Genomic DNA, 13,571 nt, shown 5'->3' on the forward strand with positions numbered 1-13,571 from the left:
CCCGGGTGTTTGGGGGGCTTTTGCGTCTGCTCGCGGGGGAGCGCCGGCGACCTAGATCGCCGGGCCCAGCAGGTCGTCGGCGTCGCGGATGACGTAGCCGTAGCCCTGCTCGGCCAAAAACCGCTGCCGGTGCGCGGCGTATTCGGCGTCCAGGCTGTCGCGGGCCACCACCGAGTAGAAGATGGCGCCGCCGCCGTCGGCCTTGGGCCGCAGCAGCCGACCCAGCCGCTGCGCCTCCTCCTGGCGGGACCCGAACGTGCCCGAAACCTGCACCGCCACCGAGGCTTCCGGCAAGTCGATGGAGAAGTTGGCCACCTTGGACACCACCAGGGTGGACACCTCGCCGCGCCGGAACGCGTCGAACAGCGCCTCGCGCTCGGCGGTCTTGGTCGAGCCCTGAATCACCGGGGCGTCCAGCTGCTCGCCCAGTTCCTCGAGCTGATCCAGGTAGGCGCCGATCACCAGCGTCTGCTCGCCGGGATGCCGGCTCAGGATCGAACGGACCACCGCGACCTTGGAATGCACGGTCGAGCACAGCCGGTAACGTTCCTCCGGCTCGGCGGTGGCATAGGCCATCCGCTCGCTGTCGGTCATCGTCACCCGCACCTCGACGCATTCGGCCGGCGCGATCCAGCCCTGGGCCTCGATATCCTTCCACGGCGCGTCGTAGCGCTTGGGCCCGATCAGGGAGAACACGTCACCCTCGCGGCCGTCCTCGCGGATCAACGTGGCGGTCAGGCCCAGCCGCCGCCGCGACTGCAGGTCGGCGGTCATCCGGAACACCGGCGCCGGCAGCAGATGCACCTCGTCGTAGATGATTAGCCCCCAGTCGCGGCTGTCGAACAGCTCCAGGTGCCGGTATTCGCCCTTGGTACGCCGGGTGATCACCTGGTAGGTGGCGATGGTGACCGGGCGGATCTCCTTGCGCTCGCCGGAGTACTCGCCGATCTCCTCCTCGGTCAGCGACGTGCGGGCCACCAGCTCGCGCTTCCACTGCCGGCCGGCGACGGTGTTGGTGACCAGGATCAGCGTGGTGGCCCCGGCCTTGGCCATCGCCGCCGCGCCGACCAGCGTCTTGCCCGCCCCGCAGGGCAGCACCACCACCCCGGAGCCGCCGGACCAGAACGAGTCGGCCGCCATCTCCTGGTAGTCGCGCAGCTGCCAGCCGTCTTGGCGCAGGCTGATCGGGTGCGCCTCGCCGTCCACGTAGCCGGCCAGGTCCTCGGCCGGCCAGCCGATCTTGAGCAGCATCTGCTTGACCCGGCCCCGTTCGCTGGGATGCACGACGACGGTGTCGTCGTCGATGCGGGCCCCCAGCATCGGGGTGATCTTCTTGTTGCGCAGCACCTCTTCGAGCACCGCGCGGTCCAGGCTGACCAGGGTCAGGCCGTGCGCCGGGCTCTTCACCAGCTGCAGCCGCCCGTACCGGGCCATGGTGTCGACGATGTCGACCAGCAGCGGCTGCGGCACCGCGTAACGCGAAAAGCTGACCAGCGCGTCGACCACCTGCTCGGCGTCGTGGCCGGCGGCGCGGGCGTTCCACAACGCCAGCGGGGTGATCCGGTAGGTGTGCACGTGCTCGGGGGCGCGTTCCAGCTCGGCGAACGGCGCGATGGCCGCGCGCGCCGCGCCGGCCAGCTCGTGGTCCACCTCGAGCAGCACCGTCTTGTCGGACTGCACGATCAGGGGTCCGTCAGTCATGGTGCCCATTATCCGGAGTGCGCCGCTCTTCCTCATCGCTGCGCTTTGCCTCGTCGTCGGCGGCGGTCACCGCGGTGATGCGGTGAATGGCGAAATCGCGCATCCGCCCCGACGCGGAGTCGAACGCCACCAGCTGCCCGCCGGCCACGGTGAGCGGGGACACCACCCGTTGGGTGGCCACCCCGGCCGGGTCCAGGTAGCTGATCACCACCGGCTGGTCGTGGCGCACCGCCCGCTGCAACAGCGACATGGTGACCGCCGGGTCGACGCGCATGTTGGCGAACGGCGCCGCGGTGACCTTGCGCAGCACCGCGACGACGGCGCCCAAGGTTTCGCTGGTCGGGCGGGTGGTCGGGGGATGCACTCGACGTTGCTGCGGGGTGGGCACCCGGGCGCCGCGCGGCCGCAAATCGACGATCGCGCCGGAGGCGTCCTCGGCGGCCGGGGCGAACCCGGCGTCGCGCAACGCCGCCAGCAAATCGGCGATCGGCGCCTGCGACACCGCCACCGTCGGCGCCAACACCCGCAGCCCCAACTGTTCGGCCGCCGGCACGGCCACCGCCTGGGCCAGCAGCGTCGGGTCCTCGCAGCGCACGAACGCGGCCGCCATCCCGATCCGCAGCTGCCCGTGTCGGCGCGCCACATCGTCGATCAGGTAGGTCAGGCCCTGGGGCACGGGTGTCTTGGAGTGCTTCTCAAAAAACGCACGCAACCCGCCGCCGGTGCGCCCGATGTCCAGCGCGTGCCGGATGCTCTGCTCGCTGACCCGGTAGACCATCGCGGCGCCGGCCGATTCGACGGTGGCGACGGTGGCCAACTCGTCGGCGAGGTCGCGTTCCAGCGGCCCGGGCACCACGACGGTCAAATCGGCTTGGACCAGGAAGTGGTCGATCGGTTTGGGCAACGCGCGGGTCATCGCGTCGACGACGGCGGCGACATCCGCCCGGTCCACCAGCGCCCGACCCGGGCTGCTGATCGCCCCGCGCCCCACCAGCCCCACCGCATGCGCCTCGTCCAGCAGGTCGGCGACCGGCCCGGGCTGCAGCCGGTTCGACCAGCGCGGCCGGCGCCACACCAGGGTCGCCGACGCCGAATGCGGGTCCACCCCGGCGCCGGGCGGCAGCGCGGCCAGCATCTCCAGCAGCAGCCGGCGATCCAGCGGGGCCGCCGTGGAATACAGCGAATGCGTCAGCGCCCCATAGGGTTTGCCGTCGGGGCCGCGGGTGCCGATCAGGTTCGGTCGGGCCAGCAGGTCCAGCCAGGTGCTGGCCACCAGATGCCAGCGGTCGGCGGTGGGCGCCTCCACGAACCGGTCGGCGGCCACCGTCGGCGCCCAAAACGGTCCGATACCGTCGGCCGGCTCCGGGTCGGGGATGCCGACCGCGATCAGCCCGGCCGCCGCCGCGAGCTGCAGCAGCAGGCCCAGCCGGACCTCGTCGATGCCGGTGACCTTGGCCAGCCGCTTGACCTCGCGGACCCCCAGGCCGCCGCTGCGCAGCTCGGCGACCGGGGCCGCGCTCAACGTGCCCAGCAGCACCTCGAGTTCGCGCAGCAGATCCAGGGCGGCGCCGGCCGCCGCGGCGTCGGCGTCGGCCGCGGTGGTGGTGGACACCACCGGATCGGGGGCCACCAGCTGCCCCGGCCCGGGGTTCTCGCCGCGCAGCACCTGCCCGACGTGCCGGGGCAAGATCACCGTCTCGTCGTCGATCTGGCGCAGCAGCCCCGCCGCCAACAGCCGCGGCACCGGGTGGTCCGGCGGGGCGTCCGGCCCGGCGTCGCGGGTGCGCCCCAGCGGCGAGCCCTGCACCAACCGGTTCAGCAGCTCCAGCTGGGCGTCGTCGAGGTCGTCGAGCAGCGCCGCGATCTGCTCGCCGGTGCGGGAGGGGTCCTCCAGGGTCACCTGACCGGGGTGCCACGGCAGTCCCGCACCGGCGTCACCGGCCACCCGGACGACGGACTCACCCCAGACCAGCGCCCGTTCGGCCAGGTCGTCGAGGGCGGCCAGCACCTCGGCCTCCGGCGCCTTGTCCCCGATCGACGCCACCAGCTTGGCCACCGGCACCGGGGTGGTGTTGGCCTGCAGCACCAGCAAGGCGTCGAGCACCGCCAGCCGCAGGAAGTCCAACTCGTCGGTCGCGGCCTTGATCGACTGGCGGGCCTGAGCCCGCGCCGCAAGCGCCGCGATGCTGCCCGGCGGCGGCTGCGCCAGATCCGGGCGCAACTCCAGCAGCCGGATCAGCCGCTCGTCAGGCAGGTCGGCCAGCCAGGACCCCAGCGGGATGCCCTGGGTGTGTTTGGTCATTGCTGACCAGCGTAAAGCAGCTGCCCAGCCGTCCGTTCTCCCGCGCGACCTGTCAGAATGGGTCTCGTGGCTGACATCGCTGACAACAAGGCGCAAAAGACCAGGTACGTCGACCCCGGCTGGCCGGCGACGGGCCCCGACGACCACGCGGTGAGCGAGACGCACAGCGACCGCACCGGGGCGCTGTCGCCGTTCGGGGATGTGGAGTTCCCGCTGCCCTCCGACGACCTGCCCTACCTGCACCCGGTCACGGTCGTCAACCAGTAGGTGGTGACTGCCATGTCTGCGGCGGCCGAACCACCCGGGCAGGCCGCGGGCCCGCTGTCGCACATCGATGAGCGGGGAGCGGCGCACATGGTCGACGTCACCGAGAAGGGCGCCACCCGGCGCACCGCGGTCGCGGCCGGCACCTTCCGCACCTCCGCGCAGGTGGTGGCGCTAATCTCGACCGGCGGGCTGCCCAAGGGCGATGCTTTGGCCACCGCACGACTGGCCGGGATTATGGCCGCCAAACGCACCAGCGAGCTGATCCCGCTGTGTCACCAGCTGGCGCTCACCGGCGTCGACGTGGATTTCACCGTCGGCGAATCCGACATCGACATCACCGCGACGGTGCGCAGCACCGACCGCACCGGGGTGGAGATGGAGGCGCTGACCGCGGTCAGCGTGGCCGGGCTGACGCTGTTCGACATGATCAAGGCGGTGGATCCGGCCGCCCGCATCGACGATGTCCGGGTGCTCCGCAAGGAGGGCGGCAAAACCGGGACGTGGGTGCGGTGATGGCGACCCGATCCGCGCGCATCGTGATCGCCTCCACCCGGGCGGCCGCCGGCACCTACGAGGACCGGTCCGGGCCGATCATCGCCGACTGGCTGGCCCAGCGCGGGTTCGCGCCGGTGCAACCGCAGGTGGTCGCCGACGGCGAGCCGGTCGGGCAGGCGTTGCGCGACGCCGTCGGCGCCGGCGTCGATGTGGTGATCACCTCGGGGGGCACCGGGATCTCGCCGTCCGACGACACCCCGGCCCAGACGGCGGCGGTACTGGACTATGAGATCCCCGGCTTGGCCGACGCGATCCGGCGGTCGGGGCTGCCCAAGGTCCCCACCTCGGTGCTGTCCCGCGGGCTGTGCGGGGTGGCCGGCCGCACCCTGATCGTGAACCTGCCCGGCTCGACCGGGGGGGTGCGGGACGGTCTGGGGGTGCTGGCCGACGTGCTGGATCACGCGCTGGACCAACTGGCCGGCGGTGACCACCCGCGATGACGCGCGCCGACGTGCTGCGGGCGGCGGTCACCGACCAGCCGATCGTGCTGACCGACCACGAGGAACTGGTGGGTCATCAGGCCGCGGGCGCCGTCGTCGGGTTTGTCGGCATGATCCGCGACCACGACCACGGGCAGCAGGTGACGCGGTTGGAGTACTCCGCGCATCCGACCGCCGCGCAGGTGATGGCCGAGGTGGTGGCCGAGGTCGCCGCGTCCGCCCCGGGGGTGCGGGCGATCGCGGCCAGCCACCGGATCGGCGCCCTGCAGATCGGCGAGGCGGCGCTGGTGGCGGCGGTGGCCGCCGATCACCGCCAAGCCGCGTTCGCGACCTGCGCGCGGCTGGTCGACACCATCAAGGAGCGGCTACCGGTGTGGAAGCACCAGTTCTTCGCCGACGGCACCGACGAATGGGTCGGTTCGGCCTAGATACGCGCCGCGCCGCTCACCCCGACGCCGAACGTGCGCTGGTGGCGGAAATCCGGGCGGATTCCCGCCGTACGTGCACACTCGGCGCGAGAAGCGAGCCGGCGAGAAGAGAACGACGCGCCCAGTCGACTTACTGCGCCGGTTCGGCCTAAGCGCCGGTTACTGCTGGGCGAAGTTGGTCAACGCGTCGTTGCCGGCCACGTTCTGGGCCTGGATGGCCTGCCACAACTGCGCGACGTAGCCGAGATCCGGGCTGGCGCCGGTCGGGTCGACGGGCAGGCTGTTCGGGTCGGGCATCTGCATGCCGCCGGGCAGCCCGGCGGGTGTCTCGCCGGACATCACCTGGTTGGCGACATCGAACACCGGCGCCGGCACCGACGCCAGGGCGGGGGCGCCCGCGGTGGCCGGGTCGAGCGGGGGCGCGGGCAGCGCCGGATCGGTCAGTGCCGGCGCCTGCGGCACGGTGTGCAGCGCCCACTGCCGGGTGTCCGGCTGCGCGGGGCCGTCGGACTCGTCGTAGGTCCAGTCCGTCTCGACAATGGCCGGGTCCTCGGCGGGCGGCGCTTCATCGACGGGCGGCAGGTCCTCCGGCGCCGGGGGGAGGTCTTCGGGGGCCGGGGCTAACTCCTCGGGCGCCGGGGGCAGGTCTTCGGGCGCCGGCGGCAGGTCCTCGGGCGGCATGGGGTTGTCCATCGCCACCGGCTCACCGTCGACGGCCGGGGCCTCGGCCGGTGCCTCCACCGGGACCTCGCGCGGCGTCGGCGCGCCCAACCCGTGGCCGCACACCGGCCAGGCGCCGCGGCCCTGGGTGGCGAGCACGTGCTCGGCGATGGCGATCTGCTGCTCCCGGGTGGCCTGGTGCGCGGACGGCGCGTATTTGCCGCCGCCGTGCGCGGCCCAGGTGCTCGGCGAGAACTGCAGCCCGCCCTGGTAGCCGTTGCCGGTGTTGATCGACCAGTTGCCGCCGGCCTCGCAGCGCGCGACCTGGTCCCATTCGCCGTCGGTCGCCGCGGCGGCATGGCCAGCGAGAGCGAAACCGCCGCCACCGATCACCGCTCCGGTGAAGGCGATCTTGGCGACGCTGATATTCGAAGGGCTGGGCTTACGATGCCGTCCGCTCATACGCCGGTGATGTCCTCTCTGCCACGCCCGCGAGGTCAGCTGTCGGGTTCGGGCTGGAGAGGTAGCCCGGCCGGTATCGCCGTATGGCGACTTCGGCTTCACCCCAAGGGGCCGTAAACGGCCCCAGGTCCTATTTCGGTGGACCGGTGGGTCCCCCGCCTCCATCCGCGATGTTGTCGGTGGTGTCCCCGCCCACCGGATGGAGCTCGGCGTTATGGGCGGAGAAGGCTTGCCGCTGATTACGGGCGGCCGGCCCGGACAAGACGGTAACGGGTTCCGGCGATCCCGTCACCTATCGCGGAATTTCGTGTTTCGCGCGCCGGCCGTCGGCAAAACTCCAGGACGCCGCCGCATGAGCGCAGGTCAGGGCGTTGCTAACTCCGTCGTTGCACAGTCGTGACCATTCCGTTATGTGACGCAAATCACCTCAGCCGCCGGCAAACGGCGGCAGCACATCGACCGTGTCACCCGAGTGCAGCACGGCGGCATGGTCGCGCACGGCGACTTCGTCGCACAGATAGGAACAGCGCGGCAGCACCGCCGCCAGCCGCGCATCCCGGTCGGCGAGGGTCTCGACCAACTGGGCCACGGTGGCGCCGGGCGGCAGGGTGATGGTGTCGGTGTCGGTGCCCGCCGCGGCCCGCGCGGCGGCGAAGTAGCGGACGGTGACCTGGACGCCGACGGCTTGCTCGGGCATGTCAGCCTCCGATCGCGCTCATCGGACGATCCGGTTGGATAAAACCCGGATCGTTGATGCCGTGCCCGGGCAGTTTGCGCCACATCGCGGCCCGCCAGGCCGCCTCGATCGCGGCGTCGTCGGCGCCGCCGCGCAGCAGGGCGCGCAGATCGGTCTCCTCGCGGGCGAACAAGCAGTTGCGGAGCTGTCCGTCGGCGGTCAGCCGGGTGCGGTCGCACGTCGCGCAGAACGGATGCGACACCGAGGCGATGACGCCGACCTTGCCGGCGGGGGTGTCCGGGCCCTCGTCGACCAGCCACAGCTCGGCCGGCGCCGAACCGCGCGGTGCCGGGTCGGGCCGCAGCCGGAAATGCGGCCGCAGCGCCGCCAGCACCTCATCGGCGGTCAGCGCGGCACCCCGCTGCCATTGGTGCCCGGCGTCCAGCGGCATCTGCTCGATCACCCGTAACTGGTAGCCGTGCTGAAGGCAGAACCGCAGCAGGTTCACCACGTCGTCGCGGCCGGTGGTCGGATCGAGCACGGCGTTGACTTTGATCGGCCCCATGCCGGCCCGCTGGGCCGCCTCCAGGGCGGCCAGCACGTCGGGCAGCCGATCCCGCCGGGTGATCGCCGCAAAGTGGGCCCGGTCCACGCTGTCCAGCGACACATTGATCCGGTTCAGGCCCGCCGCCACCAGGGCGTCCGCCCGGTGGGCGAGGCCCAGCCCGTTGGTGGTCAAGGCGATCTCCGGGCGGGGCCGCAGGCGCGCGGTGGCGGCCACCACCTCCTCGAGGTGACGGGCCAGCAGCGGCTCGCCGCCGGTGAACCGCACGCTGGTGATGCCCAGTCGGGTGACGCCGAGCCCGATCAGCCGGATCAGTTCGTCGGGTTGCAGCAGATGCTGGCTGGGCAGCCAGTCCAGCCCCTCGGCCGGCATGCAGTATGTGCACCGCAGATTGCAGCGGTCGGTCAGCGACACCCGGAGGTCGGTGGCCACCCGCCCGTAGGTGTCCACCAGCGGACCGGAGGCGGGGGCGGCGCCGACGTCGTCGACGCCCTCGCGGCGCGGCACCGTCGGTAAGCCCAGGGTGGTCAGTGTCATGTCGGCACCCGTTCGGATCGGCTCGGCGCGTCGACGGGAACGATCTGCTTGCCCAGCGGCACCAGCGATACCGGGATCAGTTTGAGGTTGGCCAGCGCCAACGGGATGCCGACGATGGTGAGCGCCATCGCCACCGCGCTCACCAGGTGCCCGATGGCCAGCCAAATGCCGAACAAAAGTATCCAGATGATGTTGCCGATCAGCGCCCCGGGGCGGGGGCCCGGCTTGTCGACGATGGTGCGGCCGAACGGCCACAGGGCGTAGGCGGCGATACGCAGCGCGGCAAAGCCGAACGGGATGGTGATGATCAGCACGAAACAGACGAGCGCGGCGATCAGGTATCCCAGGGACAGCCACAGCCCGCCGAAGATCAACCAGATCACGTTCAGAACTAGGCGCATATCTCCTCCCGCGGTACCGCCAGCCTACCGAGTAAACCGGGGTGCTCAACGGAGCGCCATCCGAGTAGGATCCCAGTCATCGCGTCCTGCGCAGGCGGGACGCTTCATTATGTTGCCCAGCGATGTGGCCCGTCAGACAAGCAGGTGAGACCAGTGCCGACCGGCAAGGTGAAGTGGTACGACGCCGAAAAGGGATTCGGCTTCCTATCGCAAGAGGACGGTGAGGACGTCTATGTCCGCTCGTCCGCGCTGCCCGCGGGCGTCGAAGGTCTGAAGGCCGGCCAGCGCGTCGAATTCGGGATGGCCGCCGGTCGCCGCGGACCGCAGGCGTTGAGCCTCAAGCTGATCGACCCGCCGCCGAGCGTGGCCCGGGCGCGCCGCGACGGTCCCGCCGAGCACAAGCACAGCCCCGATGAACTGCACGGCATGGTCGAGGACATGATCACCTTGCTGGAGGGCGCCGTGCAGCCGGAGTTGCGGAAAGGTCGCTACCCGGACCGCAAGACCGCGCGACGGGTATCCGAGGTGGTGAAGGCGGTGGCGCGGGAGCTCGACGCCTAACCGCGCACCGCGTCACCCGATCGGCCAAAAGCGTCGCGCCGGGTATGCCTGAGCAGCAAACTGGGTACTGCACTCGATACGAGTCGTCAACCCGGGAGGTGTCCGATGGCACAGCAAGCACAGGTCACCGAAGAGCAAGCCCGAGCCGTCGCCGAGGAATCTCGTGAAACCGGTTGGGATAAACCCTCCTTCGCCAAGGGGCTGTTCCTCGGTCGCTTCCCGTTGGAGCTCATCCACCCGTTTCCGCGGCCGTCGGCGGCCGACGAGGCCCGCACCGAGGAGTTCCTGGGCAAGCTGCGGGAGTTTTTGAACACCATCGACGGCGCGGTCATCGAACGCGACGCGCAGATCCCCGACGAGTACGTGAAAGGCCTGGCCGAGCTGGGCTGCTTCGGGTTGAAGATCCCCGCCGAGTACGGCGGGCTGAACATGTCGCAGGTCGCCTACAACCGGGTCCTGGTGATGGCTTCCAGCGTGCACGCCAGTTTGGGCGCCTTGCTCAGCGCGCACCAGTCGATCGGGGTGCCCGAACCGCTGAAGCTGGCCGGCACCGAGGAGCAGAAGCAGAAGTTCTTGCCGCGCTGCGCCGCCGGCGCGATCTCGGCGTTTTTGCTCACCGAACCCGATGTGGGGTCCGACCCGGCCCGGCTGGCGTCGACGGCGACCCCGGTCGACGGCGGCTATGAGTTGGACGGCGTGAAATTGTGGACCACCAACGGTGTGGTGGCCGACCTGCTGGTGGTGATGGCCCGGGTGCCCAAGGGCGACGGGCATCGCGGCGGGATCAGCGCGTTCGTCGTCGAGGCGGATTCCCCCGGGATCACCGTGGAGCGGCGCAATAAGTTCATGGGCCTGCGCGGCATCGAAAACGGGGTGACCCGGCTGCACAAGGTGCGGGTCCCGGCCGAAAACCTGGTGGGCCGCGAAGGCGACGGGCTGAAGATCGCCTTGACCACCCTGAACGCCGGACGGCTGGCCATCCCCGCGATGGCCACCGGGGCGGCCAAATGGTCACTGAAGATCGCCCGGGAATGGTCCCGAGAGCGGGTGCAGTGGGGTAAGCCGGTCGGCGAGCACGAAGCCGTCGCGTCCAAGATCGCGTTCATCGCGGCCACCGGCTACGCGCTGGAGGCGGTCTTGGAACTGTCCGCGCAGATGGCCGACGAAGGCCGCAACGACATCCGGATCGAAGCCGCGCTGGCCAAGCTGTGGTCCAGCGAGGTGGCCTGCAGCATCGGCGACGAGTTACTGCAGATCCGCGGCGGCCGCGGCTATGAGACCGCCGAGTCCCTCGCCGCGCGGGGGGAACGGGCGGTCGCGGTGGAGCAACTGGTGCGGGATCTGCGGATCAACCGCATCTTCGAGGGCTCCAGCGAGATCATGCGGCTGCTGATCGCGCGGGAAGCCGTCGACGCCCACCTGACCGCCGCGGGCGAGCTCGCCAACCCCAAGGCCGATCTGCGCCAAAAGGCCAAGGCGGCCGCCGGGGCCAGCGGATTCTACGCAAAGTGGTTGCCGCAACTGGTTTTCGGTGAAGGTCAGCGACCCACCGCGTACCGCGAGTTCGGCCGGCTGGCGGCCCACCTGCGCTTCGTGGAGCGCTGTTCGCGCAAGCTGGCGCGCCACACGTTCTACGGGATGGCGCGCTGGCAGGCCGGGCTGGAGAAAAAACAGGGGTTCCTCGGCCGCATCGTGGATATCGGCGCGGAGCTGTTTGCCATGTCGGCGGCGTGCGTGCGGGCCGAGGCGCAGCGGGCGGCCGGTGTGGCCGAGGGCTACGAGCTGGCCGACGCGTTCTGCCAGCAGGCCACCCTGCGGGTCGAGGCGCTGTTCGCCGCGTTGTGGACCAACACCGATGACACCGACACCCGGCTGGCGCGGGCGGTATTAGACGACCGGTACACCTGGCTGGAAGGCGGGATCCTCGATATCAGTGAGGGCACCGGCCCGTGGATCGCGCACTGGGAACCCGGCCCGTCCACCGAACCCGGCCTGGCCCGGCGATTCCTGACCGGATCCGCGCTGCCCCGAGCCTGAGAGCGCCGGGCGTGCCCGACGTTCAATCACACCAGACACTTGCGTCCCGGCTGAGGAGGTATAGGGGAGTCCGAAAAGCGACGGCATATGCGATATCAGCGCGAGACAGTTGCGCCGACGCCATCGTTTTCCGGAACCCATACCCGGCCCGGCCAGAGGCGGGTGCGACTCCTGAGGCACCCGTGACGCCCGTGTGACAATGGCCGGCGATGGACGAACCGGACTTCCTGCGTTTGACCCGCGATGGCTATGACCGCACCGCCCGCGGGTACGCCGAACGCTTCCACGACCATCTGGACGATAAACCGGTCGACCGGGCCATGCTGGCCGCGTTCGCCGGGCTGGTGGCGGCCGGCGACAACACCCGCGTGGTCGACGTGGGCTGCGGCACCGGGGTCGCCACCGCGATCCTGCGGGAGCTGGGCGTCGACGCGTGCGGGATCGACCTGTCCGCCAACATGATTGCCGAAGCGCGCCGCCGTAACCCGGGCATCGACTTCGGTGTCGGTTCGCTGAGCCATCTCGAGCTCGCCGACGCCAGCGTGGGCGGGGTCTGCGCGTGGTACGCGATCATCCACCTCCCCGACGAGCAGCTGCCCGCGGCGTTCGCCGAGTTTCACCGGGTGCTGGCGCCCGGCGGGCTGGCGTTGCTGGCGTTCCAGGTCGGCGACCGGCCGCGGGTGCTGACCGAGGCGTTCGAGGAGCAGGTGGACCTGACGTTTTATCGCCGGCGACCCGACGTCGTCGCCGCACAGCTCACCGCGGCGGGCCTGCCGATCTACGCCCAACTCGTCCGCGGACCCGACGACGACCGGTTCGAGTCCACCCCGCACGCCTACCTCATCGCCCGGAAGCCGCGCTGAGCGCACCTCCGGCTGGCACCCTGGTAGTCATGGCTAGTTATGTCGCCGGCGGCGGCGAGTTCCAACGCGACACCAACTACATCACCACCCGGATCACCGCCGACGGGCGCGACGGCTACCCCGTCGAGCCCGGCCGGTACCGGCTGATCGTGGCCCGGGCGTGCCCGTGGGCCAACCGCACGATCATCGTGCGGCGGCTGCTCGGCCTGGAAAAGGTGATCTCCATTGGGTTTTGCGGCCCCACCCACGACCAGCGCAGCTGGACCTTCGACCTGGACCCCGGCGGCGTCGACCCGGTGCTCAACATCCCGCGGCTGCAAGACGCCTACTTCAAGCGGTTCCCCGACTACCCGAAGGGCATCACCGTGCCGGCGATCGTCGACGTGCCCACCGGCGCGGTGGTCACCAACGACTTCGCCCAGATCACCCTGGATTTCTCCACCGAATGGACGGCCTACCACCGCGATGGCGCACCCCAGCTGTACCCGGAACCGCTGCGTCCCGAGATCGACGAGGTCGCTCGGCGGATCTACACCGAAATCAACAACGGCGTGTACCGGTGCGGGTTCGCCGGCTCGCAGCAGGCCTACGACGCCGCCTACGACCGGTTGTTCACCGCGCTGGACTGGGTCAGCGAGCGGCTGGCCAGCCAGCGATATCTGGTGGGGGACACGATCACCGAGGCCGACGTCCGGTTGTTCACCACGCTGGCCCGCTTCGACCCGGTCTATCACGGGCACTTCAAATGCAACCGGTCCAAGCTGTCCGAGCTGCCGGCGCTGTGGGCGTATGCGCGGGACCTGTTTCAGACCCCGGGCTTCGGCGACACCATCGATTTCGTGCAGATCAAACAGCACTACTACATCGTGCACGCCGACATCAACCCAACCCGGATCGTGCCCAAGGGGCCCGAGCTGGCCGACTGGCTCATCCCGCACGGCCGGGAAGCCCTGGGCGGCAGGCCCTTCGGGGACGGCACCGCGCCGGGGCCCACGCCGGAGGGGGAGCAGGTGCCGGCCGGCCACGGGGCCTAGACGGAACACGAGATCGACACCAGCGTGAGAAACGTCGAGAACGGCCCACGCTGCCGTCGATCTCGGCGCGGGTCAACCGGGC

The 13,571-nt window shown here is 70.7% G+C and carries 14 protein-coding genes and 1 riboswitch; of the genes, 8 read left to right on the forward strand and 6 right to left on the reverse strand.

Translation table 11 applies throughout. The annotated features are described in order from the left end of the window. Positions 1 to 51: 51 nt before the first annotated feature. Together ACAG26_RS08715 and ACAG26_RS08720 are read right to left on the reverse strand one after the other, a co-directional pair. Complete coding sequence (locus tag ACAG26_RS08715) at positions 52 to 1,701, reverse strand: DNA repair helicase XPB (protein ID WP_370481281.1); 1,650 nt, start codon at positions 1,699 to 1,701, stop codon at positions 52 to 54. Beyond that, complete coding sequence (locus ACAG26_RS08720; RefSeq protein ID WP_370481283.1) at positions 1,694 to 4,003, reverse strand: helicase-associated domain-containing protein; 2,310 nt, start codon at positions 4,001 to 4,003, stop codon at positions 1,694 to 1,696. The genes ACAG26_RS08715 and ACAG26_RS08720 overlap by 8 nt, the downstream gene beginning before the upstream one ends. A 66-nt stretch (positions 4,004 to 4,069) precedes the next feature. Between ACAG26_RS08720 and ACAG26_RS08725 the strand changes: the two genes are divergently transcribed. From ACAG26_RS08725 to ACAG26_RS08740, 4 genes are read left to right on the forward strand one after another with little or no spacing between them, the layout of a single operon-like run. Continuing rightward, positions 4,070 to 4,270: a hypothetical protein gene (locus ACAG26_RS08725; protein WP_095407228.1), complete on the forward strand. Its 201-nt coding sequence runs from the start codon at positions 4,070 to 4,072 to the stop codon at positions 4,268 to 4,270. Positions 4,271 to 4,282: 12 nt separating this feature from the next. Beyond that, the gene (moaC, locus tag ACAG26_RS08730; protein WP_071030236.1) at positions 4,283 to 4,783 is read left to right on the forward strand and encodes a cyclic pyranopterin monophosphate synthase MoaC; all 501 of its coding nucleotides are present in this window, start codon (positions 4,283 to 4,285) and stop codon (positions 4,781 to 4,783) included. After that, complete coding sequence (locus ACAG26_RS08735; RefSeq protein ID WP_370481287.1) at positions 4,783 to 5,265, forward strand: molybdenum cofactor biosynthesis protein B; 483 nt, start codon at positions 4,783 to 4,785, stop codon at positions 5,263 to 5,265. Before moaC ends, ACAG26_RS08735 begins: the two co-directional genes overlap by 1 nt. Next, complete coding sequence (locus tag ACAG26_RS08740; protein WP_370481290.1) at positions 5,262 to 5,693, forward strand: molybdenum cofactor biosynthesis protein MoaE; 432 nt, start codon at positions 5,262 to 5,264, stop codon at positions 5,691 to 5,693. The genes ACAG26_RS08735 and ACAG26_RS08740 overlap by 4 nt, the downstream gene beginning before the upstream one ends. A gap of 159 nt (positions 5,694 to 5,852) precedes the next feature. Here the strand turns inward: ACAG26_RS08740 and ACAG26_RS08745 are convergent, their stop codons facing one another. The 4 genes from ACAG26_RS08745 to ACAG26_RS08760 all read right to left on the reverse strand — a co-directional run bounded on the left by ACAG26_RS08745 (position 5,853) and on the right by ACAG26_RS08760 (position 8,994). Further along, positions 5,853 to 6,815, reverse strand: coding sequence for a transglycosylase family protein (locus ACAG26_RS08745; protein WP_370481293.1), 963 nt, complete (start codon positions 6,813 to 6,815; stop codon positions 5,853 to 5,855). 9 nt (positions 6,816 to 6,824) lie between these two features. Then, a riboswitch (cyclic di-AMP (ydaO/yuaA leader) is annotated at positions 6,825 to 7,037 on the reverse strand. 205 nt (positions 7,038 to 7,242) lie between these two features. Beyond that, a complete protein-coding gene (locus ACAG26_RS08750; protein WP_370481295.1) occupies positions 7,243 to 7,512 on the reverse strand; it encodes a MoaD/ThiS family protein in 270 nt (89 codons plus the stop codon). Between the two features lies 1 nt (position 7,513). After that, on the reverse strand, positions 7,514 to 8,593 hold the full coding sequence (moaA, locus tag ACAG26_RS08755) for a GTP 3',8-cyclase MoaA (protein ID WP_370481298.1): 1,080 nt from the start codon (positions 8,591 to 8,593) through the stop codon (positions 7,514 to 7,516). Next, the gene (locus ACAG26_RS08760) at positions 8,590 to 8,994 is read right to left on the reverse strand and encodes a YccF domain-containing protein (RefSeq protein WP_370481301.1); all 405 of its coding nucleotides are present in this window, start codon (positions 8,992 to 8,994) and stop codon (positions 8,590 to 8,592) included. Before ACAG26_RS08760 ends, moaA begins: the two co-directional genes overlap by 4 nt. Before the next feature lie 153 nt (positions 8,995 to 9,147). Here ACAG26_RS08760 and ACAG26_RS08765 point away from each other — a divergent pair, with 153 nt between their 5' ends. The 4 genes from ACAG26_RS08765 to ACAG26_RS08780 all read left to right on the forward strand — a co-directional run bounded on the left by ACAG26_RS08765 (position 9,148) and on the right by ACAG26_RS08780 (position 13,489). After that, a complete protein-coding gene (locus ACAG26_RS08765; RefSeq protein WP_071027707.1) occupies positions 9,148 to 9,555 on the forward strand; it encodes a cold-shock protein in 408 nt (135 codons plus the stop codon). Positions 9,556 to 9,660: 105 nt separating this feature from the next. Next, on the forward strand, positions 9,661 to 11,592 hold the full coding sequence (locus ACAG26_RS08770) for an acyl-CoA dehydrogenase family protein (RefSeq protein WP_370481304.1): 1,932 nt from the start codon (positions 9,661 to 9,663) through the stop codon (positions 11,590 to 11,592). A gap of 209 nt (positions 11,593 to 11,801) precedes the next feature. Then, positions 11,802 to 12,455 carry a class I SAM-dependent methyltransferase gene (locus ACAG26_RS08775; RefSeq protein ID WP_370481306.1) on the forward strand — a complete coding sequence of 218 codons (654 nt, stop codon included), beginning with the start codon at positions 11,802 to 11,804 and terminating at the stop codon, positions 12,453 to 12,455. A 29-nt stretch (positions 12,456 to 12,484) separates the two neighbouring features. After that, entirely contained in the window at positions 12,485 to 13,489 is a 1,005-nt protein-coding gene (locus ACAG26_RS08780; RefSeq protein ID WP_370481308.1) for a glutathione S-transferase family protein, read from the forward strand. The last annotated feature ends 82 nt before the right edge of the window (positions 13,490 to 13,571 follow it).

Source organism: Mycobacterium sp. pUA109 (assembly GCF_041287095.1).
Lineage (GTDB): Bacteria > Actinomycetota > Actinomycetes > Mycobacteriales > Mycobacteriaceae > Mycobacterium.

Bases quoted from the DNA above. Each gene is read 5' to 3' on its own strand.
- ACAG26_RS08745 (WP_370481293.1), bottom strand. From the start codon at position 6,815: ATGAGCGGACGGCATCGTAAGCCCAGCCCTTCGAATATCAGCGTCGCC.
- ACAG26_RS08760 (WP_370481301.1), bottom strand. From the start codon at position 8,994: ATGCGCCTAGTTCTGAACGTGATCTGGTTGATCTTCGGCGGGCTGTGG.
- ACAG26_RS08775 (WP_370481306.1), top strand. From the start codon at position 11,802: ATGGACGAACCGGACTTCCTGCGTTTGACCCGCGATGGCTATGACCGC.
- moaA (WP_370481298.1), bottom strand. From the start codon at position 8,593: ATGACACTGACCACCCTGGGCTTACCGACGGTGCCGCGCCGCGAGGGC.
- ACAG26_RS08780 (WP_370481308.1), top strand. From the start codon at position 12,485: ATGGCTAGTTATGTCGCCGGCGGCGGCGAGTTCCAACGCGACACCAAC.
- ACAG26_RS08715 (WP_370481281.1), bottom strand. From the start codon at position 1,701: ATGACTGACGGACCCCTGATCGTGCAGTCCGACAAGACGGTGCTGCTC.
- ACAG26_RS08720 (WP_370481283.1), bottom strand. From the start codon at position 4,003: ATGACCAAACACACCCAGGGCATCCCGCTGGGGTCCTGGCTGGCCGAC.
- ACAG26_RS08735 (WP_370481287.1), top strand. From the start codon at position 4,783: ATGGCGACCCGATCCGCGCGCATCGTGATCGCCTCCACCCGGGCGGCC.
- moaC (WP_071030236.1), top strand. From the start codon at position 4,283: ATGTCTGCGGCGGCCGAACCACCCGGGCAGGCCGCGGGCCCGCTGTCG.
- ACAG26_RS08750 (WP_370481295.1), bottom strand. From the start codon at position 7,512: ATGCCCGAGCAAGCCGTCGGCGTCCAGGTCACCGTCCGCTACTTCGCC.
- ACAG26_RS08770 (WP_370481304.1), top strand. From the start codon at position 9,661: ATGGCACAGCAAGCACAGGTCACCGAAGAGCAAGCCCGAGCCGTCGCC.
- ACAG26_RS08740 (WP_370481290.1), top strand. From the start codon at position 5,262: ATGACGCGCGCCGACGTGCTGCGGGCGGCGGTCACCGACCAGCCGATC.